Below are 26,484 nucleotides of genomic sequence, written 5' to 3'. Positions count from 1 at the left end.
CTTCAGCCTCCCACGGTGGTCGGGGTCGGGTGGGTCGAGGCCGCGCTCGTCGTCAGCACCTCGACGCCGTCCGGCGTGACCACGACGGTGTCCTCGACCTTCACGGCGGGGGCGGTCGGGTTCCAGGCGAAGGCCTGCCATGGCTGGACGACGTCGGTCGCCTCAGGCGTGGCGCGCGGATCGCGTCCCGCGTACCCGGCCGCACCGCCCTGATGGTGCTTCGTCCACTCGTCGGCGTCGAAGCCCTGCTCGGCGTAGGCCGCACTCCCCGTCCGGAGGATGTCGGCGAGCGAGGCACCCGGCACGGTGGCGTCGAGATAGGCGCGTTCGACGGCACGGATGCGATGCATGTCGGTGGCGAACGGCTCCGCCGGGGTGCCGCCCTCGTCGAACCACCGCGTGAGGTTCACGATGAGCCCGTCGCGGCGGCCGCAGGCGACGAGCATGGCCCGGGAGCCGAGTCGCCCCTCGGTCGGCAGCGGGTGCCGGTGGGCGAGTCTGCCCTCCCCGGCGACGAGGAGGACGAGCGGGTCGATCCCGGCCGCGACGAGGCGCCCGGCGAGGTCCGCCGCGACCGCGCGTTCCGTCCGGGCGGGGTCGAGCTCGCCGACGAGCGCCTCGAGCGCCGACGTCGTCTCCCGCCCGAGCGAACGGAAGCGCGCGAGTTCGGCCGGGAGGAGCGAGGCGCGCGCCGCCCGAAGCTCGGCGGCGACATCGGCCTCCTGCAGCACCCCGTCCCCACTCGGCAGCACCGCGTCGATCGGCGTGTGCCACGGCACCGTCCGGACCCGGATGTCGGGCAGCTCCTCGGCCTGCAGCCGCTCCACCTCGTTCGAGGTCGCGACGAGCCACGCGTCGCCCGGCGAGACCACGACCGCGACGATCGGGTCGGCCGCGAGGCTCACGTGGACGCGCGAGCCGTCGAGGTACCAGCTGACCGCGGCGGCGGACCGCAGCACGATCGTGCCGGCTCCACGGGCCTCAAGGAGCGACACGAGTCGGGCGTGCTTGCGACGGCGGTCGACCTCGTCCGGCCCGGGCCGCTCGTCACTCATCGCCGAGCCCAATCGGTCCCGAGCTCGGCGAAGGTCCTGCCGGTGGCGGCCGCTTCCGCGACGAGCTCCTCGATCCTCGGGATGACCGGGCGGCGGTCGTCGCCCGTCCCGAGCCACTCGACGAGATCAGCGGGGATGCGGTGTGGCGCTGGGGCCGACCGGACCTCGTCGAGGACGGCGGTGAAGGCGGACGCGTCGGCCAGGGAGCTGACGAGTGCGGCGTCCTCACCCGCCCGGACCGCCTCGCGCGCGCGGAGGAGGTCGGGGAGCAGGTCGGTCCGGCCTGTCGTCCAGCGTCGCGCGGTGACGCCGTCGACGACCACCTCGACCTCGTCGCGCGTGTAGTGGAACCGGACCGAGCCGAGCTCCCCGTGGACAGTGACCACCGGGTCGGTCGTCTCCTGCGCGCACAGGGTGAGCGCCGCGGTCATGATCGGGCCGCGCTGTGGGGTGATGCGGACGACGGAGGTGTCGTCCGCCTCGATGTCGTTCGCCCGGTATTGGTCGAGGTCGATGGTGGCGATCGCCGCACGGTCGGTCGTGCCGCCGAGCCGGAGCATGGTCTGGACCGCGTGCGCGAAGGGGTTGGTGACGACGCCGTCCACGACGGGTGTGCCGTCAAGGGTGCGCCGGCCCGACCACGCGGCACGCGTCCAGTACCCGACGGTGCGGACCCAGGTGCCTCTCGCTTCGAGTGCTGTCACGGCCCCGATCTCCCCGCCGGCGACGATGTCGGCGATCTCGCCGATCGCGTGCGATCCGAGGCTCTGGAACCCGACCTGCACGAGCCCGCCGGTGCGGGCGGCGGTGGCCTGCAGTCGATCGAGTTCGTCGTTCGAGGTCACCGGGGGCTTCTCGAGCAGAACGTCGGCGCCGTGCTCGAGTGCGGCGACGGCGAGGTCCAGGTGCGTGTGGATCGGGGTCGAGAGGATGACGACATCCACCCGCCCGGCGGCGAAGCACTCCTCGAGCGAGTCGCGGAGCGGTGCGTCCCCGGCAGCGCGGTCCTCCTCGGTGAAGGTCCGGTCGACGAGGCCGACGAGGCGGATCGCGCCGGTCGCGGCGAGCGCCCTGGCTGCCGCCACATGGCTGGCGCCATGGCCGTGGATCCCGACGACCACGACGGTCGGGGCGGTGGTGGCGGTGGCGTGGTCGGTGCTGGTCATGCGTCACTCCCTGTGCTGCGCGGTTCGGTGCTGCGCGGTTCGGTGCCGCGTTCCTCGGCGGTGAGGAGCGCGCGGTGGATGGCCTTCGCCTGCTCCGCGTCCAGAGCGCCGTCGACGACGACCGCCTCCAGACCGGTGACGAGCGGGGTGTCGGCGGTGATGGTGGTTCGGGTGGCGGCGGCGAGCGAGACCCCGACACCCGGGTACTCGGCCGCGCGGAGGAACCAGGGGAAGGCGTTCCCTGCGGGCTGTCGGAACAGGACGGTGGTGGGGCGTCGAGCCGGCGTCGGGGCGGGCTCGGTGGTGTCGCCCGTCTCCGCGTCAGCGCTCCCATCGGCGTCGAGGACGAAGGCGACCCAGGCCGCACTCGAGCCGTGCGCGGTCGACTCCCCCGGTCCGTCAGCGCTGAGGACGGACCGGTGGGCGTCCGCGGGCAATCGCCAGAACCATCCGCCGTAGCCGGCACCTTCGCGGCCGTTGGTGGCCGGCGAGCCGATCGTCACCGTCGATCCCGTCGTCTGGAGGACGCTGGAGACGGCGACGCGCAGGGCCGGCACCCCGCTGCCGAGGCCAGGCACGGCGAACTCCTCGACGACCGTGGTGCGCGATTCGCGCAGCTGCGTCGTCCCGTCGCGCCCGACCCAGTCGAGGGACTGACGCAGCACACCGGCGTCCACGTCGGTCTCGGTGACGCGCTGGACACCGTGGTTGTCGAGCATCGTCGACCCCTGCCCGGCGACGTAGGTGCGACCGCCCCAGTAGGAGACACCGTCGACGTCGGCGACGGCCATCGAGAGACCGACATGGTGGGGGTGGTCGTCGGGAGCGGATTCCGTGACGACGGTCCCGCCGAGCGAAGTGACGGGGTGCGCGAACGGTCGCGGGGCATCGGTCGGTTCGAGGCCGCTGCCGTCCTGAAGGACGAGGACCTCGCGGTCGCCGAGCCGGGCGGTCAGCTCCGGTGAGGCGGGGTGCTGCCCGGTTCCGCGCCAGACCGGCGGAGTCGCGGCCGGGCGGGCTGCGGTGCTCTCCCGCGCGACGAACCGCGGTCGGAAGACGAGCGGGTGTCCACCCTCTGCGCCGCCGATGGTGTCGCGCAGTCTGGTCCACGCCTCGGCGCCGAGCTCGCGTCGCGGGACGGACACCGTACTGAGCGCCGGCACCGCGAACGCCGCGAACGGGATGTCGTCGAAGCCGACCACACTGAGCGCCGAGGGGACGGACACACCGGCACCGCGGAGCGCCGAGACGAGCCCGAGGGCGACGAGGTCGTTGAAGGCGACGACGGCGGTCGCATCGTGCTGCACCACCGTGTCGACGACCGCCGCGCCGTCCACCAGCGCAGAACCGGCCGGCACGATGTCGACGGAGAGATCGTCGTGGTCCGAGCGTGCGCGGGCGATGCCGACCCGTCGGAGGCGATCGCCCTGACTCGCGGTGGGACCCGCGAGGTACAGGATGTGCCGGTGCCCGAGTGCGTGCAGCTCGGCGAGCACCTGCTCCATGCCGCTGGCGTAGTCGATGGACACCGACGGCACGGGCGAGTCGGCGAGCTCGCGGTTGACGAGCACGACCGGGTGCAGTTCGGCGAGCAGCGCTCGAAGCTCCGGTTCGGCCAGGCGGGGTGAGCAGAGGACGATCGCGTCGCAGCGACGACGGGCTTCGCGGGCCGCCGCCGCCTCGTCGGCCGGGTCCTCCTCGGTGTCGGTCACGAGGACGCGGTAGCCGTCGGCCGCCGCGGCCCGGGTGACCCCGCGCAGGATCTCCTGGAACATCGGGTTCTCGAGGTCGGGTACGACGACCCCGATGGTGTTCGTGCGGCCGAGCGACAGGCTTCGGGCCAGCATGCTCGGGCGGTAGCCGAGGGCGTCCACCGCGGCGAGGACGCGGTCGGCTATCGTCGCGTCGACGGTCGCCTTGCCATTGAGGACGCGCGACACGGTGGCCTTCGAGACGCCTGCCTGCTCGGCGACGTCGGAGATCGTCGGTGTCGGTCCAGCGCTGGGGAACCGGTTGCTCATACGTCCTCGTTCAACTCGTCACAGGTGGTGCCGTCATCAATCATCCTATAGGCTCGCAGCAAGAAACCGGTTTCTCGGTTCTCGCGGTCGGCCTCGTCGACCCGGACGTGGTCAGAGAGGACACCGATGCGCATCATCGTCACCGGCGGCGCAGGACGACTCGGGCGGAGCGTCGCGAGCGCCCTCGGCGAAGCAGGCCACGAGGTCGTCTCCGTCGATCGGACCGACCCCGGACTCCCCGGCGTCGAAGGCCGGACCGCGGACCTCCTCGACCACGACGCCACCCATGAGCTCTTCGCCACCCTGCGGCCCGACGCCGTCGTGCACCTGGCGGCGATCGCGGTGCCGTTCAGCGCGCCGGAGCACGTCATCCTGGCGACCAACCAGACGCTCGCCTTCACCGCCCTCACCGCCGGGATCGCCGCCCGGGCGACCAGGCTGCTGGCCGCGAGCAGCCCGACCGTCATCGGCTACGGCGCCCCGCACGGGTGGACGCCCGAGGCGCTCCCCATCACCGAGGAGCACCGGGTCGCCCCGTGGAACGCCTACGCACTGTCGAAGGTCGCGATCGAGTCGACGGTCGCGATGCTGGCCCGAGCCCACAGTGACGCCGTCATCACCGGCGCGTTTCGGCCGTGCTTCGTCGTCTCCCCGGAGGAGTGGGAGGGCGCGCCGACGCAGCAGGGGCACACCATCGTCGACCGGCTCGCCGATCCCGCACTCGCGGCCGTCTCCCTCTACAACTACGTGGATGCGCGTGACGCCGGCCGGTTCGTCGCCGCCTGGATCGATCGTGCCGAAGCCCGACACTCCGGCGAGGTGTACTTCGTCGGCGCCGACGACGCCCTGGCGCTCGCACCCCTGTCCACCCTGCTGCCCGCGCAGGTCCCGAGCACCGCCGGGTTCGCCGACGGACTCGTCGACCGAGCCGCCGCCTTCAGCAGCGCGAAGGCCACCGCCCACCTCGGGTGGCGCCCGGAGCACGACTGGCGATCCGCACTCAGCCCTGCCGAGGCGGCCCGCCTCACCGACCTGCTCGCCGCCGACACCGGCCGGCCGGCCACCACTCCTGTTCCAGCCCCAGCCCCACGATGACGAGGACCTCCACCATGCCAGCACCGCTCGCCTTCGACGGCGTCCTGTACTTCCCGATCACCCCCTTCGACGCCGCGGGCGAGGTCGACCTGGGGCTCCTCGGCACCCACCTCGAGTCGCGACTCGAACACCGCCCGGGAGGGGTGTTCCCCGCCTGCGGCACCGGCGAGCTGCACGCGATGTCGCCGTCGGAGGCCGCCCGCGTCGTCCAGCGGACCGTCGAGGTCGTCGACGGCGCCGTCCCGGTCATCGGTGGCGCCGGAGGAGGCGTGGCGACCGCCAAGGAGCTCGCCGTGGCGGCCGAAGAGGCGGGCGCCGACGCGATCCTGCTCATGCCGCCGTACCTCGTCTCCGGGCCGGCGGCCGGGCTGCAGGCGTACGTCGAGGACGTCCTCTCGGCGACGAGCCTCCCAGCGATCGTCTACCACCGGAATAACGCCCGGTACACGACGGCGACGATGCGTCACCTCGCCCGCAACCCGCAGGTCGTCGGCTTCAAGGACGGCGTCGGCGACGTCGCGGCCGCCCAGGACATCGTGCTGGCGGTGCACGAGGAGGGACGCGACGATTTCGCCTTCTTCAACGGCCTCCTCACCGCCGAGCTCACGCAGGCCGCCTACCGCGGCATCGGCATCCCGCTCTACTCCTCGGCCGTCTTCGCCATGCTGCCGGAGCTCGCGACGCTGTTCTACCGCGCGTACACCGAGCACGATGAGCCGCTGCGCGAGCGCCTGCTCCGCGAGTTCTACCGTCCACTGGTCGCCCTCCGCGACGAGACCCCCGGCTTCGCCGTGTCACTCATCAAGGCCGGCGTCCGGCTCGGAGGCCTGCCGGTCGGTTCCGTGCGGTCGCCCTTCGTCGACCCGACCCCCGAGCAGACCGACCGCCTGGAGGCGCTCCTCGCGACCGGTGCCGACCTCGTCGCCGAGCACGCGACGCTGGCCGCAGGACGCTGACGATGACCCGGATCGCGTCCATCACCACCTCGCTCGGCCGATTCACCATGCCGCGTCCCTGGGTGCCCGAGGCGCCGTGGCTGCATCTCATCCGCGTGGACGTCGTCGACGACGAGGGGGCCACGGGGTCGGGCTTCACGTGGACGCCGACGATCGGAGCGACGGCCGTCCGCGCGCTGCTCGACGACGACATCACGGCCGCCGCCCTCGGAGCGACGACCGACCCCGATGCACTCTGGCCGCGGCTGTGGGCACATCTGCACGAGGCCGGTGGTGGCGGGATCACCACGATCGCGCTCGCCGGGCTCGACACCGCGCTCTGGGACCTCCGCGGGCGACGGGTCGGTCTCGGGCTCCCCGACCTCCTCGGCCGTCGACGCGACACGGTCCGGGCGTACGGCAGCGGCGTGAACCTGCATGTGGACGAGGCTTCGCTCGCCGAGCAGGTCGAGCGGTGGATCGCGGCGGGCTACGACGCCGTCAAGATCAAAGTCGGCAAGCCCGACCTCGCCGAGGACGTCGACCGCGTGACGATGGTGCGCGAACTGCTCGGACCGGACCGCCGGCTCATGATCGACGCGAACCAGCGCTGGGACGTCGACCGCGCGGTCTCGTCCTTGGAACGGCTCGGCGTCGTCGACCCGGCGTGGATCGAGGAGCCGCTGCGGTCCGACGACACCGCGGGGTACGAACGGTTGCGTCAGGCGACCGACATCCCGATCGCGCTGGGCGAGAACGTGCACACGATCCACCGGTTCCGTGACCTCGTCGACCGCGGCGTCGCCGACGTCCTGCAGCCGAACGTGGTCCGCGTCGGCGGCATCACCCCCTTCCTCGCGATCGCCGCACTCGTCGACGACGCTGGACTCACGCTCGCGCCGCACCTGCTCCCCGACCTCTCCGGTCAGCTCGCACTCGCCCTCCCGCAGGTCACCGAGGTCGAGGACGTCGAGGACGCGGGCTTCGTCGCGATCGGGGCCATCGACCAGCCCGGGCCGGTCACCATCGCGGAGGGCCTGGTGCAGGTCGAGCAGCGCCCCGGCCTCGGCTTCGTGATCCGCGACCGGGCCGCGGAGACCACTGCCGTCGCGCACTGACCCCGTCCGCCGCCCGGTCCGCCACTCGCCCGATCCAGCCGCATCCGCATCCCCGAGGAGTCATCACCATGCACGACACCGACCACAGCACCGACACGATCGACCGCACCGAGGCCGACCTGCAGGGCACCACCGCCAGGACCGCTGGACCCGACGGCGACAGCGACAGCGGACGCACCGGCAGCTCGGCCGCGAGCGCCGCGGGAACCGCCGGCATCGCCTCCGACGCGGACCGTGCCGCCGTCCGGACCGTCGACGAGGTCGCTTCGGCAGCAGCCGCGGCCGCTTCCGATCTCGCGTCCACCGTGCCGTCGACCCGGGCCGCCTGGCTCGAGGCGGTCGCCGACGCCCTCGACGCCCGGGTCGACGAGCTCGTCGCACTCGCCGACGAGGAGTCCCATCTCGGGACCGCGCGCCTCACGGGCGAGGTCGCTCGGACCACGGGCCAGCTGCGACTGTTCGCCGCTGTCCTCCGCGACGGCGCATTCCTCGAGGTCGTCATCGACCACGCCGACGCCTCCGCCACCCCGCCCAAGCCGGAGCTGCGACGGATGCTCCGGCCGACCGGGCCGGTCGCGGTCTTCAGCGCGTCGAACTTCCCGTTCGCGTTCTCGGTCGCCGGTGGCGACACGGCGTCGGCGCTGGCGGCCGGATGTCCGGTCATCGTGAAGGCGCACTCCGCCCACCCGAGGCTCTCACGACTGACCGCGGCGATCGTGGTCGAGGCGTTGCGCTCGGCCGGCGCCCCGGACGGCACGTTCGCGCTCGTCGAGGGTCGCGAGCAGGGCACCGCCCTCGTGCGGCACCCGGCGATCACCGCGGTCGGGTTCACGGGCTCACTCGCCGGCGGGCGCGCCCTGTTCGACCTGGCGTCGCAGCGGCCGGCCCCGATCCCCTTCTACGGCGAACTCGGCAGCACGAACCCGGTCGTCATCACGGAGACCGCGCTGCAGGGCGAGGCCGCGGGTGAACTCGCGCGCGGGCTGGCGGCGTCGTTCACGCTCGGCGTGGGGCAGTTCTGCACGAACCCCGGTCTCGTCCTCGTGCCGAGCGGCAGCGGGTTCGCCGAGCTCGTCGCGCAGGCGGCGGCGGACACCGTCGCCGGGCGCATGCTGACGCCGGGCATCGCCCAGGCCTATGCCGCGGGTACCACTCGCGCCGCCGGCCACCCCGGGGTGCGGACGCTCCTCGGCGGCGAGACGGCGGCTGCGGATTCCGGCGTTCCGACCGTCCTCGCGACCACCGCGGCGACGGTGCTCGACGCGCCCGACGTCCTGCTCGAGGAGATCTTCGGGCCGGCGACACTCGTCATCGAGGTCGCGGACGACGCCGAGCTGCACGCCGTCCTGGCCGAGGTCGGTGGCGCGCTCACGGCGACCGTGCACGCCGCCCCAGGAGAGGACGTCACCGCTCTCGTGGCACGGCTCGAGTCGATCGCCGGCCGGGTGCTCTTCGGTGGCTGGCCGACGGGTGTCGCGGTCGGCTGGGCGCAGCACCACGGCGGACCGTGGCCGGCGACGACCTCGCTCCACACCTCGGTGGGTGCGTCGGCGGTGCGCCGCTTCCAGCGTCCGATCGTCTACCAGGACGCACCCGAGCGTGTGCTCCCCGAGGCCCTGCACGAGGCGAACCCGCTCCGTCTCCCCCGCCGCGTCGACGGCGTCCTGGAGCTCCCCACCGCAGCCCGCGCCTGACCAGCCGTCCTGTCCGTCCCCAACTCAGGACTCCGCCGGCGCGCCGCCGCAACCCTGCCCCGACACACCCGAGGTCTCCTGAGTTAGGGACACTCCATCGCCCATGTTCACAACTCAGGACGCACCCGGCGCGCCACCCACCGCACCACCCGCCCCGTGCCCGACACGCCGCACCCGTCCTGAATTGCGAACACCGTGACCGCCGTCCCCAATTCAGGACTCCCCCGGTGCGCCGCCCCAGCCGGAGTACGACACACCGGACATCTCCTGAATTGGGGACACCCCACCGCCCACGTTCACAACTCAGGACACACCCGGCGCGCCACCCACCCCAGCACCGCCCCGGGCCCGACACACCACACCCGTCCTGAATTGCGAACACTGTGACCGCCGTCCCCAACTCAGGACTCCCCCGGTGCGCCGCCCCAGCCCAGCCCCGACACGCCGCAGGTCTCCTGAGTTGGGGACGGGACCAGGGCCGGTCAGGCGAGGGTGGCGGCGAGCCAGGTGCGCAGCTCGGCCTGCATCGGCGCGGACCAGCTGTGCGGTTCGTCGTGGAAGGTGCCCGTGTAGGCCGAGCGCTCGGCACCGGACCGGTACCGCTCCGTGAGGATCGCGTGCGCGTCACGCATGCCGGCCGGCTCGAAGAGTTCGTCGCGCTCGGCGTACTGGACGAGCAGCGGCAAGCGGGGGCGCAGGGATGCGAGCTCCGGCCAGTCGCCGACCCGTGACAGTCCTGGTGAGAGGAACGACCACGAGTGTTGATCGGCGTGCCCGTCGAGCACACCGTCGAACGTCGACATCATCGCGACCACGCCGGCAGCACGGATCCGGTCGTCCATGGCAGCGAGGAGGACCGCCCGGGCACCGCCACCGGAGAGGCCGAAGCACGCGAGGGCGCCGGAACGGACCCCGGGCGTGGCCGCCAGCTGGTCGAGCGCGATGAGGTCGTCGCGGAGGACGAGCCCGGCGAACGACGTGCCCAGGACGCCCAGCTCCTTCGCGAGCTGCGGTTCGTTCACAGCCGCGATGAGCTCGGACCGTTGCCCGGCCGACACCGCCGTGGCCTGCTCCCCGCGCTGCACCGGCGCGGCCCGACGACCGGCCAGCTGCAGGTCGACGGTCCGATGGAGGCGTTCGGCGACGGCCTCGTCCGGGATCCGCCGGGAGCCCCACCCGAACGCATCGTGGACGAGCACGGCGAACCCGTCACGCGCGAGGTCGGACGCGACGGCGCGGCCTCCGTAGTAGCGGTCGCGGAACGCCTGCACCTCCTCGCGTCCGACGGTCGACGTCGCGGGGACGCCATCGGGTCCGTCCGCGAGTTTCTCCCGCCCGACGCGGGTGAACCCACCGTGGTCGTGCAGGGCCAGCGCGCCCGGGAGCGCGCCGGTCTCGCCGGCCGGACGCAGGAGCCACGCCGACGTCGGTGCGCCGAACCCGGTGGACCAGCGGAGCTCCACCCCGTCGACGCCGTCACGGGTCCAACATCCGAGATCCTCGGCCGGTTCGGGCTGCGCCGGTCGCGGGAGGAGGCCGAGGACCTCGGCGAGGCGCGTGCGCGTGGCGTCGAGCGATCCGTCTGCGGTACTGACGCGCCGGATCGACTCGCGGAAGCGGGCGGCGAGCGCCCGCAGACCGGGGTCGCGCGCAGGTGGCGCTGTGACCGGTCGGGACCGCACCTCGACCGGCTCGGTGACCGGGACAGACTCGGCGACCGGGACGGGGCCGTCGACCGGGACAGACCCTCGGACCCGGACGTGTCCGTTGACAGGGACGGGGCCAGTACCCGGCGTCGACCCGAGGTCCGAGTCAGCGCCGGCGCCGGCATCCGGGCCGGAGCTCACGGCGCGATCGTCGCGACCGGACGCCCGGTCAGCAGCGACTCGTTCCCGGCGATGCCGACCGAGATCGCCCGCACCCCGTCGTCGTAGCCGGCGGGCCGTCCCAGTTCGTCCTCGGTGACGCGGTCGAAGAGGTGCCGCAGCAGGAACGCGTCGCCGCCGCCGTGTCCGCCGACGCCCTCGGGGATCTCGATCTCCCGGGCCTCCTCCCAGTGGCGTTGCAGCACGAGGCGTTCCCCGCGCGAGCGCACCGGCGCGACGGACGCAGCGCCGTCCGCGGTCTCGCCGTCGCCGCTCAGGCTCGGGTCGAGGACGACGCGCCCGTCGGCCCCCACGAGCACGGCGGCGCGCTCCACGACCTCGAGCTCGACCCTGCCTTCCGTCCCGTTGATGGCGACGCGGTACCCCTCCCACGGCGCGTGGGCGTTCAGGGAGTAGCTGAGCGAGGCGCCACCGTCGTACTCGACGAGGACGGACAGGTTGTCCTCGATGTCGATCCCGGGTGAGAAGACGTCGCGGTCGCGCAGGTATCCGTCGTGCTGCTCGGCCCGCAGGTAGAGCGACTCGAGCCGAGGGTCGTCGCGCAGGTCGAGGGCGAACGGGTCGTTCGGGCGCTCACGAGCCGCCGCCTCGGCGTCGTCCGGCACCGATCCACGCCCCGGACGCGCCGCGAGCCCGCGCTCGGCCGCGTTGGCGTCACCGTAGAAGCGGAGGCCTCCGGTGGCGTAGACGGAGGCCGGCCGAGCCCCGATCCACCAGTTGACGAGGTCGAAGTGGTGCGACGCCTTGTGGATGAGGAGCCCGCCGGAGTGCTCCTTCTCGCGGTGCCAGCGGCGAAAGTAGTCGGCGCCGTGCACGGTGTCGAGCACCCACTCGAAGTGCACGCTCGTCACCCGGCCGATCCCGCCGTCCTGCACGATGCGGCGCAGCTCCGAGTTGCGCGGGCTGTAGCGGTAGTTGAAGGTCGTGATGACGTTCCGGCCGCTCTCGGCCACGGCCGCCGCGATGCGCTCGACGCCTTCCCGATCGATGGTGAGCGGCTTCTCGACGACGACGTCGGCACCGGCGAGGAGCGCGCGCGAGACGATCTCGGCGTGCGTGAAGTCGGGGGTCGTCACGATCACGCGGTCGACGCGCTGCTCGACGATGAGCCGCTCGACGTCGTCCGGGCCGTATCGAACCGGAATCGGGACACCCTGCTCGGCGAGGACCCCTTCGTAGTGGTCGAGCCGGCCGGGATTGCTGTCGCTCCAGGCGACGAGCTCGGCGACGTCGGCGTGCGGGCCGACGATGGCGTCGAGGTACATCTGCGAGCGGTGTCCGGTGCCGACGAGGGCGTAGCGTTCGCGGGTCGTGGTCATGCGTGTGGGTCCTTCCGGGTCGGTGCGGCGGGCGCCGTGGTGGGCGCGCTGTCGTCGTGGTCGGCACTGCCCGAACGCGACCGCTCGAGCGCGTCTCGACCGGATGTGGCGAGCGCCGCGGCCCGGCCGTCCCCGGCTGCACCGTCGGCGACGACGACGGCGTAGCGGAACGCGAGGGTCTCGTCGGCGCCGAACGGCAGCTCCTCGCTGAAGAACGGGGCCGGGCAGAGGCCGGCGAACTCCTCGGTGCGCGCGAACCACTGCGGCGGGTGCGCGGGGTTCCGCACGTCGTCGACGATGACGATGCTCGACGCCGCGGCCGTTCCGTCGTGGAGGCCGGTGAATCCCATCCACGCGTGGCGGGTGCCTCGGAGCTCCTCGCCGCCGCTCCCGTCGGGGGTGTGCAGGGTGCCGCCGGTGAAGGATCGCGGGCCGCGCCAGAAGAGACCACCGTAGCCGGCGTTCTCCCGGCCTTTCGTCGTGGGCGACCCGATGGACAGGTCCCGGCCGGAGACGTTGCGCATCCGGGTCTCGAAGGTCAGCGTCCAGTCGCCGGCGGCCGGTCGCACGGTGAGCGCACGCTCCTCGTCGACGAGGTGCCGACCGTCCTCCGTGATCCAGGCGAGCGCGTGGGCGAACCGCACCTCGTCCGGGTCGGCGCGGGCCTCCGTGACGGCGACGTGTTCGGAGCGGCCGTTGTTCGCGAGTTGTTCGTAGGCGGTCCCGGTGAAGGTCGGGCCGCCCCAGAAGTTGTCGTCGCCGACGTGCGGGAGGGCCCAGGCGATCCCGGTGTGCCAGACGTGGTCGTGCGGTCTGGCCAGGGTCACGAGTGCCCCGCCGGCAGTCCGCACGGGGTGGAGGTACGGCTTCGGCGACTCGCGCTGGACCGTGTCCGGACGGTAGGTGTACCGCAGGATGTCGATCCCGTCGAGGTGCACGGTGATGGCCGAACCGACCTCGTGCGTCAGCGCGAGACCGGTCGAACGGGGGCGGTGGGCGGTGGTCACGGGATCCCCTCGGATGAAGCGGTGGTGGAGCTGCCGATCGACAGGCTCAGGGACCGAAGCGGTTCCCCGAGCCTGTCGAAGGACTGTGGCCGGGTCAGCCGGCTGCGACCGCGGCCTTGAGGTCCTTGATGAACCCCTCGGCGGCCTGGTCGGGCGTGTTCTTCCCGAAGAGGACCTGCTCGGTGTACTGCTTCACGAGCGCCTCGATCGCGCTGCCACCGGCGGGCGTGACGGTCGGCGGCTCACCGATGTCGTCGGCGAGCCCGTCGAGGAACTCGACGACCGCCTGGTCGGTCTCCGCCAGCTTCGGCGTGATGTACTCACGGATCTTCGTGTTGGCCGGGACGCCGCGCTCGGTGAGGAGCGAGTCGGCCGCGGTCTCGCTGTTGGCGAGGAAGTCGATGAACAGCGCGGCCTCGGCGGGGTGCTCGGTCCGGGCGGACGCCGACCAGTACATCGACGGCTTGTAGTACGCGGAACCATCGGCGCCGCCGTCCACCGTCGGCACCCGCAGGAGCTCGAGCGGCGAACCGCTCGCCTCCGTCAGGGCCGTCAGCTGGCTGTTCCACCAGGGGGCGAACGCAGCCGAGTTGGTCGCGGTGAACGACTCGGCGAGCCCGCCGGCCTGCTTCTCGATGATCGCGGACGGCGACGGCGTCGCTCCCGCGTTCACGAGGTCGAGGAGGTACGCCCACCAGGAGGACAGGGTCTCCGGCTTGATGGAGACCTCACCCTTGTCGTTGTACAGCTCGTCGCCGTGCTGACGCGCCCAGTTGTTCAGGCCGCCGTCCTCGAAGCCGAAGGGCTGGAAGCCGTAGATCGACCCGCCACCGGCTGCCGAGACCTGCTCGCTCAGCTCGGTGAAGTCGTCCCACGTCCAGGTCTCGTCGTCGGGCATCTCGATGCCGGCCGAAGCGAGGAGGTCGGGGTTCACGACGAAGGAGTAGCTCGTGATGCCCGAGGGGACGCCGTAGAGCGAATCGTTGACCGTGCCGGACGTCAGCGTCTCCTTGGGGAAGTCGCCGAGGTCGAGCTGGTCGGTGACCGTGTTCAGGTCGAGGAGTGCGCCCCGGTCGCCGTAGGTGGCGATGTACTTCTCGTCCATCTGGATGATGTCGGGGGTGTCGTTCGCCGCCGTCTCGGTGGCGAGCTTGTCCCAGTAGCCGGCCCAGTCCGTGAACTGCGGCTCGATGGTGATGTTCGGATACTCCTTCTCGAAGGCCGCGATGACCTCCTGGGTGGCCGCCGTGCGGGCGTCGTTGCCCCACCAGGTGAAGCGGAGGGTGACGGGCTCGTCGGACAGTTCGGTGGCGGCGTCGCCCCCGGCGCTGCAGCCGGCGAGGAGGAGGGCTGCGACGGCTCCCGTCGCGATGAAGCCGGCGGCTCTGCCGTGCTTGCTGATGCTCATGCTGTTCCCTTTCGAATCGATCGATCCGGATCCGGAGCTGCTGGATCCGGTGGTGCTGGGTCTGGTGCTGGTGGTCTGGTGCGGGTGCTGCGGTGGTGCTGGTCGGTGGGTCGGGCCTCACTTGCCGCCGGTCGTCGCGATGCCCTTCAACAGGAACCGCTGACCGAACAGGAAGACGAGGAAGATCGGCAGGAGCGAGACGACACTCATGGCGAACATCGGCCCCCATGAGGTGGAGGATTGCGCGTCCATGAACGCCCGCAGGGCGAGCGGCACCGTGTACATCTCCGGTTTCGTCAGGTACAGGAGCTGACTGAAGAAGTCGTTCCAGGTCCAGATGAAGGTGAAGATGGCGGTCGTCGCGAGCGCCGGCACCATGAGCGGCAGGATGATGACGCCGAAGATGCGGGGGTGGCCGCAACCGTCGATGCGGGCCGCCTCGTCGAGTTCCTTCGGGATGCCCCGGATGAACTGCACCATGAGGAAGACGAAGAACGCGTCGGTCGCGAGGATCTTCGGCAGGATCAGCGGCAGGTACGTGTTCACGAAGCCGAGCTGGGAGAACATGATGTACTGCGGCACGATGATGACGTGGATCGGCAGCATGAGTGTCATGAGCATCGCCGCGAACCACCAGCGTTTGCCGCTGAACTTCAGCCGGGCGAAGGCGTAGGCGGCCATCGAGCAGGACACGAGGTTGCCGACGATGCAGCCGAGGACGATGAGCACGGAGTTCAGCAGGAACACGTGGAACGGCTCGGAGAGGGTGTTCCAGCCCTCGCTGTAGTTGCTCACCTCGAAGCTGTCGAGGACGATACCGGGGTTCCGGAAGATCTCCTCCGTCGGGCGGAGCGAGGAGACGACGAGCCAGATCACCGGGTAGAGCATGATGAAGCCGACGAGGATGAGGCCGATGTGCTTCAGGACCGACTTCCAGGGCGACCAGCCACGAGCGCGGCGGTACTGGCGTTCGGCCTCCTTGGCCTCGCGACTGCGGTTCTTGCTGTCCGTCGTGATGGACCGTGTGGTCAGCGTGTCAGTCATCGTAGTTCACCCAGTATTTCGAGGCCCAGAAGTTGATCGCGGTGAAGACTCCGATGATGAGGAGCAGGAACCAGGCCATGGCCGAGGCGTAGCCCATGTCGAAGTTCGAGAAGCCGCGGTTGTAGAGGTACAGCGTGTAGAAGAGCGTCGAGTCGGCTGGGCCGCCCGTCCCGCCCGACACGATGAAGGCCTGCGTGAAGGCCTGGAACGCGTGGATGATCTGCAGCACGAGGTTGAAGAAGATGATCGGGGTGAGCAGCGGCAGGGTGATCTTGGTGAAGCGCTGCCACTTCGTCGCTCCGTCCATCTGCGCCGCCTCGTGGTACATGACGGGGATCTGGCGGAGACCGGCGAGGAAGATCACCATCGGTGCGCCGAAGGTCCACACGTTGAGCGTGATGAGGGTCGAGAGGGCGGTCGACGGGTCGGCGATCCAGCTGCGGCCCTCGATCCCGAAGATCGCGATGAACTGGTTCACGAGGCCTTCGCCGCCGAACACCTGCTTCCACAGCACCGCGATGGCGACGGAGGAGCCGAGGAGCGACGGCAGGTAGTACACGGACCGGTAGATCGCGAGGCCGCGGAGACCGCGGTCGAGCAGGGCGGCCAGCGCCAGGGCCGCGGCGAGTTGGAGCGGCACCGACACGAAGACGTACACGAAGGTGACGCCGAGCGAGTTGTGGAGCCGCTCGTCGCCCATCATGCGGATGAAGTTGTCGAGGCCGATGAACTTGGGCGCCTGCAGCAGGTTGTACTTCGTGAAGGAGAGCGCGAGCGAGGCGACCATCGGGCCGACGGTGATGACGGCGAGTCCGATGAGCCACGGGAGGAGGAACAGGTAGGCGGCCTTGTTGTCGCGGCGGTTGTCCTTCTTGATGAAGGCCTTCTCGGCCGCCGTCTGCGGGCGTTTGCCGGCGCTGAGCTTGCGGAGCTCGCCGAGCGCGCTCACCGAACACCCCTCGCGAGTGTCGTCCTGGGCGCTCCTGGAGTTGCACGGACCACGTCGGACCTCCTTGTCGATCGTCGTTGATGACTTCCCGGAAAGCGTTTCCCGGCTGAGCTGCATCAAGTTCTATCACGGCCCCGTCGGACGATGCAACGATTCAATCCGCATCCGTGTCCGATCTGTGATCACCTGCGACCGAATCGGTTCGAACGCTTGCCTTGACCGCGCGCGCCGTTCTACAGTGACCCGGTAAACGCTTTCCGGTTGGCCCGCGGCCGCCGGGACCGGAACACGAACCAGAGGAAGAGCCACCGTGTCAGAGCAGACCATCGGGATCATCGTCAACGGCGCCACCGGGCGCATGGGCTACCGGCAGCACCTCGTGCGCTCGCTGCTGGCCATCCAGGAGCAGGGCGGCGTGCAGCTGTCCGACGGCACCCGCCGCCAGATCGAGTTGATCCTCGTCGGCCGCAACCAGGTGACCCTCGACGAGCTCGCCGCGCGGCACGGCATCGAGCACACCTCGACCGACCTCGACGCGGTCCTCGCCGACCCTCGCTGGGACATCTACGCCGACTTCCTCGTCACCAAGGCCCGCGCCACCGCGCTGCGCAAGGCGATTGCCGCCGGCAAGACCATCTACACCGAGAAGCCGACGGCGGAGACCTTCGAGGAGGCGCTGGAGCTCGCACGCCTCGCCGCCGAGGCCGGTGTGAAGAACGGCGTCGTGCACGACAAGCTCTACCTGCCGGGGCTGCGCAAGCTCAAGCGCCTGATCGACTCGGGCTTCTTCGGTCGGATCCTCTCCGTCCGTGGCGAGTTCGGCTACTGGGTGTTCGAGGGTGACTGGCAGCCGGCGCAGCGCCCGAGCTGGAACTACCGCGCCGAGGACGGCGGCGGCATCGTCGTCGACATGTTCCCGCACTGGAGCTACGTGCTCGAGAACCTCTTCGGTCGGGTCGAGTCCGTGTACGCGAAGGCGACGACGCACATTCCGGAGCGCTTCGACGAGCGGGGCGAGGCCTACGCGGCCACCGCCGACGACGCCGCCTACGGGGTCTTCGAGCTCGAGGGCGGCGTGATCGCCCAGCTCAACTCGAGCTGGACGGTCCGCGTCGACCGCGATGAGCTCGTGCAGTTCCAGGTCGACGGCACGCATGGCTCCGCCGTCGCCGGTCTCTTCGGTTGCAAGGTGCAGCCGCGGAACGTCACCCCGAAGCCGGTGTGGAACCCCGACCTCGCCGACGACCACGACTACGCGGGCGACTGGCAGGACGTGCCGACGAACGACGTGTTCGAGAACGGCTTCAAGACGCAGTGGGAGGAGTTCCTCCGCCACGTCGTCGAGGACGGCCCCTATGAGTACGACCTCCTCGCCGGCGCGCGTGGCGTCCTGCTCGCGGAGCTCGGCCTCGAGAGCTCGCGCACCGGCCGCCGCCTCGACCTGCCCGAGGTGACGCTCGGAAGCACGGGCGACACCGCCGGCGCGGACGAGGAGCTGGCGTCGCTCGAGGCCTCGGTCGCACGATGACGTCCGTCCCGCTGCTCTCGACCGACGGCACGGTCATCGCGCTGGAGCTCCGCGAGCCCGTCGCGGCCGAGCGCCCGACCACTCCCCTGACGAGCCGCACCGCCTACGCCGCGGCACACGTCGTCCCGACGGCCTGGGGCGACAACGTGCCGGGCGCGCCCGCCGAGCTCGACTGGGACGCGACGCTCGCCTACCGCCACCACGTGTGGTCGTACGGCCTCGGCGTCGCGGACGCGATGGACACCGCCCAGCGGAACATGGGGCTCGACACCGCCGCCACGCGCGAGTTGATCACCCGGAGCGCCGCGGAGGCCGCCTCCGTCGGCGGCGCGCTCGTCGTCGGCGTCAACACCGACCATCTCGCCGACGAGACCGTCTCGCTCGACGCGGTCGCCGACGCCTACCTCGAACAACTCGCGTTCGCCGAGGACGCGGGCGCCGGGACCGTGCTCATGGCCAGCCGACACCTGGCGAGGGCGGCGCAGTCCGCCGACGACTACCGTCGCGTCTACGACCGGGTCCTGTCGGCCGCGCAGTCGCCGGTGGTCCTGCACTGGCTCGGCACGGCGTTCGACCCGAGCCTCGAGGGGTACTTCGGCGCAAGCGACGTCGCCGAGGCCTCGGACACCCTGCTGCGCATCATGACCGACCACGTCGACCAGGTCGCCGGGGTCAAGATGAGCCTCCTCGACGCCGACGCGGAGATCGCCGTCCGACGTCGCCTCCCGGCCGGCACGACGATGTTCACCGGGGACGACTTCAACTACGTCGACCTCATCGCCGGTGACGCGGTCGGACATTCCGACGCCCTGCTCGGTGCGTTCACCGCGATCGCTCCGGCCGCGTCGGCCGCGATCCAGGCGCTCGACGCCGGCGACCCGGCCGCCTACGAGCGGATCCTCCGACCGACCGAGGCCCTGTCGCGGCAGATCTTCGCCGCACCGACCTACTACTACAAGACGGGCATCGCCTTCCTCAGTTGGTTGAACGGCCACCAGCCGGCGTTCTCGATGGTCGGCGGCTTGCACGCGGCCCGGAGCCTGCCGCACCTGTCGGAGATCGTGCGCCTGGCCGACGCGGCCGGCGCACTCGAGCACCCGGAGCTCGCCGCCGAGCGCTGGACGGGCCTGCTGCGCACGGCCGGTGTCGTCGGCGCGCTGACCACTGCGGGAGGAGCCCGATGAGCGCCACCGCCCTTCGACAGGCTCAGGGACCGGCGGGACAGGCTCAGGGACCGGCGGGACAGGGTCAAGGACCGGCGGGACAAGTTCAGGGACCGGCGAGCGGTAGCACCACGCCGCATCCGCGACTCTCGGTCAACCAGGCCACGATCAAGTACGCCACCCTCCCGGAGGCGGTCGCGGCCGTCACCGCGGCCGGCGTCACGAGCTTCGGCGCCTGGCGCGAGCCGGTGCAGGAGTACGGCGTCGCAGCCTCGGCGAGCCTCCTCACGGACAGCGGGCTGCGCGTCTCGAGCCTCTGCCGTGGTGGTTTCTTCACCATGCCCGAGGGACCGGCTCGCCGGACGTCGATCGACGACAACCGGGCCGCGATCGACGAGGCCGCCGCCCTGGGCGCCCCGGCCCTCGTCCTCGTGGTCGGCGGCCTCCCTGCCGGGTCCCGCGACCTCATCGGCGCCCGCGAGCTCGTCCGTGATGCGATCGGTGAGCTCACCGACCACGCCCTCGAGTCCGGCGTACAGCTCGCCATCGAGCCGCTGCATCCGATGTACGCCTCGGACCGCGCGGTCGTCTCGACGCTCGGTCAGGCCCTCGACATCGCCGAGCAGTTCGCTCCGGAGGCCGTCGGGGTGGTCGTCGACACCTTCCACATCTGGTGGGACCCGCAGGTGCTCGAGCAGATCGCCCGCGCGGGTGCGACCGGTCGGATCTCCAGCTACCAGGCGTGCGACTGGGCGACACCACTCGCCGCGGACGTCCTCCTCTCCCGGCACTACCCGGGCGACGGCGTCGTCGACTTCGGTTCGCTCACCCGTGCCGTCGAGGCGGCGGGGTACACCGGCGACATCGAGGTCGAGCTCTTCAACCAGGACATCTGGGACAGCCCGTTCCAGCAGGTGGTCGATCGCACCGTCGACGCGTTCCAGGCGACGGTCGTCCCGCACCTCGACCACGACGACGACGCGATCCACCACCCCTGATCGCCGCGGTCGCCCTGTGGCAGAGTGTGTCTCAGCAGCCGCCAGTACGAAGGAGCGCCATGTCGGTCGACGAGCACCGGGCGACGCCGGTCCCACCGACGCTGCACGACGTCGCCCGTGAGGCGGGGGTCTCCCTCGCCACCGCGTCGCGCGCGCTCAACGGGAGCACCAGGACGGTCAACGAGACGTTCCGTCGGCGGGTGCTCGACGCCGCACTCCGGCTGAACTACACACCGAACCTGTCGGCCCAGGCGGTCGCGAAGGGGCTGTCGTCGACGATCTCGCTCCTCGTCAGCGACATCGCCGACCCGTACTTCTCGTCCATCGCGGCCGGGGCCATCCGCGCGGCCGACGAGCAGCGCATCGCCACGACCATGGCCGTGACGCACCGCGACCACGAGCGCGAACTCGAACTCGTGCGGGTGCTCCGCGGGCAACGGCCACGCGCCATCATCCTGACGGGCAGCCGCTGGGACGGGGTGGCATCGGAGCACCGGCTGTCGGATGAGCTCGCGGCCTACGAGTCGACGGGCGGACGCGTCGTCCTCGTCTCGCAGCGGACGCTCCCGTTCGCCACGGTGCAGCTCGGCAACGCGACCGGTGCCCGCGAGCTGGCCCGGGAGCTCGTCGGTGCCGGGTACCGCCGCTTCGCCGTCATCGCCGGTGACGACCGTCTGCTCACCTCCCGCGAGCGCGTGAGCGGGTTCGCCGAAGGCTTGGCCGAGCACGGCATCGCGATCCACCCGTCGAGGATCGTCCGGGCCGAGTTCACCCGCGACGGCGGGCGCCAGGGTGCCGCCGAGCTCCTGAACGTGGGACTCGACGACGTCGACCTGGTCTTCGCCGTCAACGACGTGATGGCGATCGGGGCGATGTCGGCGTTCCGTGCGGCCGGACTCCGCCTGCCCGAAGACCTCGCGGTCGCCGGCTACGACGACATCGCGACCTCTCGCGACGTCACCCCGGCGCTCACGACGGTCGCCGTGCCGCTCGAGGCGGTCGGTGAGCACGCGGTGCGGCTGGCCCTCGACCCGGCGACGGACAGCACGACGACGGAGCCCGTCGGCGCGACGGTCCTCCTCCGCGAGAGCACGCCGCCGCGCGCCTGACCCGCCAGTCCGTCCCCTCCCCCGGGGCGTTCATCCGTGCGCAACTCCTGCAGCTCGCCCCGATCGGGGCGTGCAGCGTCCGACACGGTGGTTTTGGCGCCAAGCAGCAGGAGTTGCGGACAGCAGCACGCCCTGAGCCTGGTGCCGTCGGCAGGGGACGCGTTCACCTCCGCGCGGCCGAGGTGCGCACTCGTTTCCGCGCACAACTCCTGCTGAGGGCGGCTGGACCGCCCGACACGGCGCCGGCAGCCGGCTTCCGGCGCCGTCCAGCAGGAGTTGTGAACGCGGGACAGTGCTCAGTCGGCGACGTGCTCCTGGAACCACGGGGTGTAAGCGGCGACCTTGGTGCGGTGGCCGGCGCCCGCGACGAGTCGCTTGACGTGCTCGCGGACGTTGACCGTCGCGACCCCGATCACGGTGACGCGGTCGAACGGCACGGCATCGGCGACGAGCACCTCGGCGCGTCGGAGGGCCGCGGGGTCCTCGTCGGTCGCGAAGCGCTGCACCATGCGGTCGGCGGTCATCGCGTTGGCGCCGATGCTCGTGAGCACGTGGGAGGCGTCGCCATCGGCGACCACGACCCGTGCGCGGGAGGGCCGACCGGTGTCGGCATCGAACTCGCCCGGGTGCACGGCTGCGCCGTCGATCGTGGTGACGAGCACGACGTAGTCGTTGACCGATGACGCGAACGCCTCGGCGGACAGACGGACGTCGTGCTCGCCCGCGCGGATGCCCGCCCAGAGGTCGGCGTCCGGGGTCAGGAAGAACGGGACGAAATCGGCGGGCGTGAGGTCGTCGGTGCCGGCGAGGACCATCGTGCGTCGCGCTTCGCGGTGGCTCGCGGCGGCGATGTCGACGACCGGTCCGTCAAGGAGCGCCGGGGAGGCCACCGGCAGGATGCTGCCGGTCTCGAGGATGCGCTCGAGGTTGCGGATGTGGGTGACGTGGTAGAGCCGCTGCTCGCCGACACGCACGACAGGGAGGGCGGCCGCCGCCTTCGTCATCGTCTTCGCGGTGGCCGCGGTCCGCACACGGGTCGGGGCCGGCTCGCGGAGCGAGGGCGCGACCGTCGACCGACGGACCTTGGGAGCGGGTGGTTCAGCGACCGGCACCTCGCGGGGCGGCGGCGGGAAGCAGGTCGCGCAGAGGCCGTTGTCGAAACCGTGTTTGCATTCGTCGCTCAAGAGAGTCCTTCTGCAGTCCGGCTCCGAGACACGAGGAGCGGGTCACTGGGGGGACGAGCCGAGACGTACGCATCAAGGGTACGCGGCTTCGGCACCCCTCGTGGACGCGGGCGCCGTCAACCGAGCCCGCGCTGCGCCCGGAACACCCGGACGCACGACACGGCGAGTGATCCGAAGAACACCGCCATCAGCACCGGGAGGAGCCAGGGCGCCATCCACGCGGGCACGCCGAGCCAGGTGGTGAGTGCGACGACGGCGATGAGCGCGGCGGTCGCGATCGACATGTCGCCCAGCAGCCGCGTCGTGGCCGCCGTCGTGGCCGCTGTCACCTCGGGACGAGGCGACAGTTGCGTGGACCACGTCGATGCAGTGGCCGATGGGTGGGGGCCGTCGTCCGATCGCGTCGTTCCGGTGAGCGGCAGGCAGGCGGCGATGATCCAGAAGATCGCCACGACCACGGCGCCGATGATGACCGGGAGCAGGAACCCGCCGATGCTCTTGTCCGCCCAGGCGTCCGGCTGGAGTGCGGCGTCGAAGTGCACCGGCATCGGATCAGGAGCGGACGGGTACGCCACCAGGCCGCTGACCAGCGTCGCCGCGACGATGACGAGTGCGACGAGATGCGGCCAGACGGGCGGCCGCCGTACGGGCCGTGCCGGGCGGGCGATCGTCGGGTCCTGCATGGCGCTCCTCGTCTGGGCGAGCGCAACTGACGACGCATGTCGGGGACCCGCGGAATATCTGCATCAATCATACCCGATGCATCGCGGTCGACCTCGTGGCCGCCGCCTGGACACTGCAGCGATGCGTGGGCGACGCTACCCCCCACGCACCGCAGCACTACCCAGGCGACGGCGTCTCGGCTCACCCGGTCGCGCCTGGCTCCGCCGGTCGGCTCACCCGACGCGCGACGACGACCGCCACGACACCGGCGACCAGCGCGATCGCGAAGCACCCGGCGAACGCGATCCCGCCGGGAGCGATCCAGCCCAACCCTGCGAACGCACCGGAACCGTCGAGTGCCGTGAACGCCAGCCCGGTCGCCGCGAGCGCGAGGGCACCGCCGATCGCGTCGCCGATCGACATCGCCGCGCTGTTGAACCCCTGCGAGCGCTCGTCGGAGTAGGCGAGCGTCATGACGCTGAGTCTCGGGAACATGAGGCCCATCCCGCCGCCGCTCACCACCCAGGCGACGATCGGCACCGCCGGCGGCAGGCCCACGAGGGCGGCGGACAGGGCGATCGCGACGGCGACCGTGACGAGGGACGACCCGATCTGCACGGCGTTCGCGTTCGACAGCCGGTCCCCGAGGCGCCCCTGCAACCAGGACGACAGCGACCACGCGATCGCCCCACCGGTGAGCGCGAGTCCGGCGAGCGCCGGCGTGAGCCCGTGCTCGCGGGTCAGCAGGTACGGCACGTACACCTCGGCACCGAAGAACGCGGCGGAGGTGAGTCCGCGCACCAGGATGACCGTCGGGAGCCCACGGCGTGCGGTGAGCGTGCCGAGCGGGATGAGGGGGCGGAGGGCGAGGATCGCGACGACCGCACCGACGACCGGGAGGGCCCAGGCGGTCCATCCCGAGAACTCCGTCGAGAGGTTGACCGCGAGGACCGCCGCCGCGACGAGTACCGCCCACCCCAGTCGACGCAGCTCCGCGACCGTGCGCGCGACGATGGCCGCCTCGCCGCTCTCCTTCGCCGACTCCTGCTCGGCGGCCTGCCGCTCCGCGCGTTCGGTTGCGGAGGCGCGGAGCATCCGGAGCGCCGGCAGGAGGAGGAGCGTCGCGACGACCACGAGGCCGACGACCCCGAGGAAGACCCAGTGCCAGCTGAACCGCTCGGCGACCACCCCGGCGAGGAACGGCCCGATCAGGGAGGGGACGACCCAGGCGGCCGCGAACCCGGCGAAGATCCGCGGGTGCAGGGCCGGTGGGTAGATGCGGGCGACGAGGACGTACAGGGCGACGGTCATCGCTCCCGAACCGAGGCTCTGGACGAGCCGTCCGGCGACGACGGCCCACATGGTGGTCGCGGTTCCAGCCAGGAGGAGACCGACGAGGAACAGGACGACGGACGCGAGCAGCGGCTGGACTGGACCGATGCGGTCGGCGACCGAGCCCGCGGCGACCATGCCGATGACACTCACGGCGAGCGGGCCGGCGAAGGCGAGCGCGTAGAGCTGCTCGCCGCCGAGCTCGCCACTCACGAGCGGCATGATCGTCGTGACGGCGAGGGACTCGAAGGCGCCGAGGAACACGAGCGCGCACGCACCGATGGTGACGAGGACGAAGCGGCGGCTGAAGATCCCGCGATCGCGGGGCGTCGGGTCTGCTCCGGTCGCGGGCTCGGGGGTCGTCGCTGTGGTCACGATTCCGAGCCTAGAACCTCAACGTGACTTGAGGTCAAGCGCCCGCCACCCCCGCACCCATCCCTAACTCAGGACGGCCCAGGCGCGTCGCCGGCCGACGTCGGCCTCAGCGCGCGACACGCCGTGGGCGTCCTGAGTTAGGGAGGAAGGAGGATCGATTGCGAACGAGCCGGGACGGCCCGCTAGTGCTTGGCGCTCGCCTTCAGGACCTTCGCGAGCGCGCGGTCGAGGTCGGCGATGAGGTCGGCGACGTCCTCGATGCCCACCGACAGCCGGACGACGTTCTCGGGGACCGCCAGCTCCGTGCCCTTCACCGAGGCGTGCGTCATCTGCGCCGGCAGGCCGATGAGCGACTCGACGCCGCCGAGCGACTCGGCGAGCGCGAACAGCTTCGTCTTCTCGACGAGGCGCGTGGCTGCAGCCGGGCCACCGACGAGTGCGAGCGACAGCATGCCGCCGAACCCGGACATCTGGCGGGCGGCGAGCTCGTGGCCGGGGTGGCTCTCGAGGCCCGGGTAGTAGACGCGCTCGACGGCGGCGTGGCCGTCGAGGAACTCCGCGATCGCCTGCGCGTTCGCGCTGTGCTGACGCATGCGCACCGCGAGCGTCTTGATGCCACGCGTCGTGAGCCACGCGTCGAGCGGGGCCGAGACCGCGCCCGCGGCGAACTGCACGAAGCCGAGCTGCTCGGCGAGCTCGTCGTCGTTCATGATGATGGCGCCACCGAGGACGTCGGAGTGACCGCCGAGGTACTTGGTCGTCGAGTGCACGACGATGTCGGCCCCGAGCGAGAGCGGCTGCTGCAGCGCCGGCGAGGCGAAGGTGTTGTCCACCACGGAGAGCACCTCGTGGCGGTGCGCGAGGGCCGCGAGCGCTGCGATGTCGCTGATCTTCATGAGCGGGTTGCTCGGCGTCTCGACCCACAGCAGCTTCGTGCGGCCCGGGATGATCGCCGCTTCGACGGCCTCGAGGTCGCCGAGGTCCACGACCGTGTGCTCGATCCCCCAGGCGCCGTGTACCCGGTTGATCAGCCGGTAGGTGCCGCCGTAGACGTCGTTGCCGATGACGATGTGGTCGCCGGGGCGGAGCGCCGTGCGGATGAGCGCATCCTCGGCGGCGAGGCCGGAGGCGAAGGAGAAGCCGTGCTTCGCACCCTCGAGGGCGGCGAGCTGCGTCTCGAGCGCCGTGCGGGTCGGGTTGGCGGAGCGGCTGTACTCGTAGCCGCCGCGGAGCCCGCCGACGCCGTCCTGGACGAAGGTCGACGTCTGGTAGATCGGCGGGATGATCGCCCCGGTGGTGGGGTCGAACTCCTGTCCGGCGTGGATGCTGCGGGTGGCGAAGCCGTGGTCGTGCTTGCTCATGGGTGACTCTTTCGATTCAGGATTCGGGGAGGTGTCTGGGTGGGCGACCGGTCGGACGGGGTCACCGGGGTCGG

21 protein-coding genes are annotated in these 26,484 nt (G+C 71.5%); 8 read left to right on the top strand and 13 right to left on the bottom strand.

The genetic code is table 11. The features are described from left to right. Nucleotides 1-2: 2 nt before the first annotated feature. From CCK91_RS16710 to CCK91_RS19735, 3 genes are read right to left on the bottom strand one after another with little or no spacing between them, the layout of a single operon-like run. Entirely contained in the window at nucleotides 3-1,055 is a 1,053-nt protein-coding gene (locus tag CCK91_RS16710; protein WP_086474962.1) for a M24 family metallopeptidase, read from the bottom strand. Continuing rightward, nucleotides 1,052-2,221 carry a Gfo/Idh/MocA family protein gene (locus tag CCK91_RS16705; RefSeq protein ID WP_086474961.1) on the bottom strand — a complete coding sequence of 390 codons (1,170 nt, stop codon included), beginning with the start codon at nucleotides 2,219-2,221 and terminating at the stop codon, nucleotides 1,052-1,054. The genes CCK91_RS16710 and CCK91_RS16705 overlap by 4 nt, the downstream gene beginning before the upstream one ends. Next, nucleotides 2,218-4,242, bottom strand: coding sequence for a DUF6807 family protein (locus tag CCK91_RS19735; RefSeq protein WP_165767078.1), 2,025 nt, complete (start codon nucleotides 4,240-4,242; stop codon nucleotides 2,218-2,220). The genes CCK91_RS16705 and CCK91_RS19735 overlap by 4 nt, the downstream gene beginning before the upstream one ends. A gap of 126 nt (nucleotides 4,243-4,368) precedes the next feature. Between CCK91_RS19735 and CCK91_RS16695 the strand changes: the two genes are divergently transcribed. From CCK91_RS16695 to CCK91_RS16680, 4 genes are all read left to right on the top strand, one after another. Beyond that, a complete protein-coding gene (locus tag CCK91_RS16695) occupies nucleotides 4,369-5,337 on the top strand; it encodes an NAD-dependent epimerase/dehydratase family protein (RefSeq protein WP_086474960.1) in 969 nt (322 codons plus the stop codon). 14 nt (nucleotides 5,338-5,351) lie between these two features. After that, nucleotides 5,352-6,293: a 5-dehydro-4-deoxyglucarate dehydratase gene (locus CCK91_RS16690; RefSeq protein WP_086474959.1), complete on the top strand. Its 942-nt coding sequence runs from the start codon at nucleotides 5,352-5,354 to the stop codon at nucleotides 6,291-6,293. 2 nt (nucleotides 6,294-6,295) lie between these two features. Beyond that, nucleotides 6,296-7,390, top strand: a complete 1,095-nt coding sequence (locus CCK91_RS16685) for a mandelate racemase/muconate lactonizing enzyme family protein (protein WP_086474958.1) — start codon at nucleotides 6,296-6,298, stop codon at nucleotides 7,388-7,390. A 68-nt stretch (nucleotides 7,391-7,458) separates the two neighbouring features. Next, on the top strand, nucleotides 7,459-9,084 hold the full coding sequence (locus CCK91_RS16680; protein ID WP_086474957.1) for an aldehyde dehydrogenase (NADP(+)): 1,626 nt from the start codon (nucleotides 7,459-7,461) through the stop codon (nucleotides 9,082-9,084). A 482-nt stretch (nucleotides 9,085-9,566) separates the two neighbouring features. Here CCK91_RS16680 and CCK91_RS16675 read toward each other — a convergent pair whose 3' ends face one another. The 6 genes from CCK91_RS16675 to CCK91_RS16650 all read right to left on the bottom strand — a co-directional run bounded on the left by CCK91_RS16675 (nucleotide 9,567) and on the right by CCK91_RS16650 (nucleotide 16,697). Then, nucleotides 9,567-10,931: a hypothetical protein gene (locus tag CCK91_RS16675; RefSeq protein ID WP_086474956.1), complete on the bottom strand. Its 1,365-nt coding sequence runs from the start codon at nucleotides 10,929-10,931 to the stop codon at nucleotides 9,567-9,569. Then, nucleotides 10,928-12,289: a Gfo/Idh/MocA family protein gene (locus tag CCK91_RS16670; protein WP_086474955.1), complete on the bottom strand. Its 1,362-nt coding sequence runs from the start codon at nucleotides 12,287-12,289 to the stop codon at nucleotides 10,928-10,930. Before CCK91_RS16670 ends, CCK91_RS16675 begins: the two co-directional genes overlap by 4 nt. Further along, nucleotides 12,286-13,296, bottom strand: coding sequence for a PmoA family protein (locus CCK91_RS16665; protein ID WP_086474954.1), 1,011 nt, complete (start codon nucleotides 13,294-13,296; stop codon nucleotides 12,286-12,288). The genes CCK91_RS16670 and CCK91_RS16665 overlap by 4 nt, the downstream gene beginning before the upstream one ends. Nucleotides 13,297-13,390: 94 nt before the next feature. Then, on the bottom strand, nucleotides 13,391-14,704 hold the full coding sequence (locus tag CCK91_RS16660) for an ABC transporter substrate-binding protein (RefSeq protein WP_086474953.1): 1,314 nt from the start codon (nucleotides 14,702-14,704) through the stop codon (nucleotides 13,391-13,393). A gap of 117 nt (nucleotides 14,705-14,821) precedes the next feature. Then, nucleotides 14,822-15,748, bottom strand: a complete 927-nt coding sequence (locus CCK91_RS16655) for a carbohydrate ABC transporter permease (protein WP_079003233.1) — start codon at nucleotides 15,746-15,748, stop codon at nucleotides 14,822-14,824. After that, on the bottom strand, nucleotides 15,741-16,697 hold the full coding sequence (locus CCK91_RS16650; protein WP_079706748.1) for a carbohydrate ABC transporter permease: 957 nt from the start codon (nucleotides 16,695-16,697) through the stop codon (nucleotides 15,741-15,743). The genes CCK91_RS16655 and CCK91_RS16650 overlap by 8 nt, the downstream gene beginning before the upstream one ends. Before the next feature lie 358 nt (nucleotides 16,698-17,055). Between CCK91_RS16650 and CCK91_RS16645 the strand changes: the two genes are divergently transcribed. Genes CCK91_RS16645 through CCK91_RS16630 form a run of 4 tightly spaced genes read left to right on the top strand, consistent with a single transcriptional unit; the run spans nucleotide 17,056 to nucleotide 21,495 of the window. Continuing rightward, the gene (locus tag CCK91_RS16645; RefSeq protein ID WP_086475123.1) at nucleotides 17,056-18,225 is read left to right on the top strand and encodes a Gfo/Idh/MocA family protein; all 1,170 of its coding nucleotides are present in this window, start codon (nucleotides 17,056-17,058) and stop codon (nucleotides 18,223-18,225) included. Continuing rightward, nucleotides 18,222-19,409: a dihydrodipicolinate synthase family protein gene (locus CCK91_RS16640; protein WP_086474951.1), complete on the top strand. Its 1,188-nt coding sequence runs from the start codon at nucleotides 18,222-18,224 to the stop codon at nucleotides 19,407-19,409. The genes CCK91_RS16645 and CCK91_RS16640 overlap by 4 nt, the downstream gene beginning before the upstream one ends. Further along, complete coding sequence (locus CCK91_RS16635) at nucleotides 19,406-20,386, top strand: sugar phosphate isomerase/epimerase family protein (protein WP_086474950.1); 981 nt, start codon at nucleotides 19,406-19,408, stop codon at nucleotides 20,384-20,386. The genes CCK91_RS16640 and CCK91_RS16635 overlap by 4 nt, the downstream gene beginning before the upstream one ends. A gap of 59 nt (nucleotides 20,387-20,445) precedes the next feature. Continuing rightward, nucleotides 20,446-21,495 (top strand): LacI family DNA-binding transcriptional regulator, encoded by a 1,050-nt coding sequence (locus CCK91_RS16630; protein WP_086474949.1) that lies wholly within the window; start codon nucleotides 20,446-20,448, stop codon nucleotides 21,493-21,495. Nucleotides 21,496-21,791: 296 nt separating this feature from the next. Here the strand turns inward: CCK91_RS16630 and CCK91_RS16625 are convergent, their stop codons facing one another. The 4 genes from CCK91_RS16625 to CCK91_RS16610 form a co-directional block, all read right to left on the bottom strand. Further along, on the bottom strand, nucleotides 21,792-22,679 hold the full coding sequence (locus CCK91_RS16625; protein ID WP_086474948.1) for a DarT ssDNA thymidine ADP-ribosyltransferase family protein: 888 nt from the start codon (nucleotides 22,677-22,679) through the stop codon (nucleotides 21,792-21,794). Nucleotides 22,680-22,795: 116 nt separating this feature from the next. After that, nucleotides 22,796-23,362 carry a DUF1648 domain-containing protein gene (locus tag CCK91_RS16620; protein WP_086474947.1) on the bottom strand — a complete coding sequence of 189 codons (567 nt, stop codon included), beginning with the start codon at nucleotides 23,360-23,362 and terminating at the stop codon, nucleotides 22,796-22,798. Between the two features lie 181 nt (nucleotides 23,363-23,543). Then, nucleotides 23,544-25,049 (bottom strand): MFS transporter, encoded by a 1,506-nt coding sequence (locus CCK91_RS16615; protein WP_086474946.1) that lies wholly within the window; start codon nucleotides 25,047-25,049, stop codon nucleotides 23,544-23,546. Nucleotides 25,050-25,231: 182 nt separating this feature from the next. Further along, entirely contained in the window at nucleotides 25,232-26,410 is a 1,179-nt protein-coding gene (locus tag CCK91_RS16610) for a cystathionine gamma-synthase (protein ID WP_086474945.1), read from the bottom strand. Between the last annotated feature and the right edge of the window lie 74 nt (nucleotides 26,411-26,484).

This window comes from Plantibacter elymi (nom. nud.) (genome assembly GCF_900177795.1).
GTDB lineage: Bacteria > Actinomycetota > Actinomycetes > Actinomycetales > Microbacteriaceae > Plantibacter > Plantibacter elymi.
This window is presented reverse-complemented; position numbering and strand designations above follow the sequence as displayed.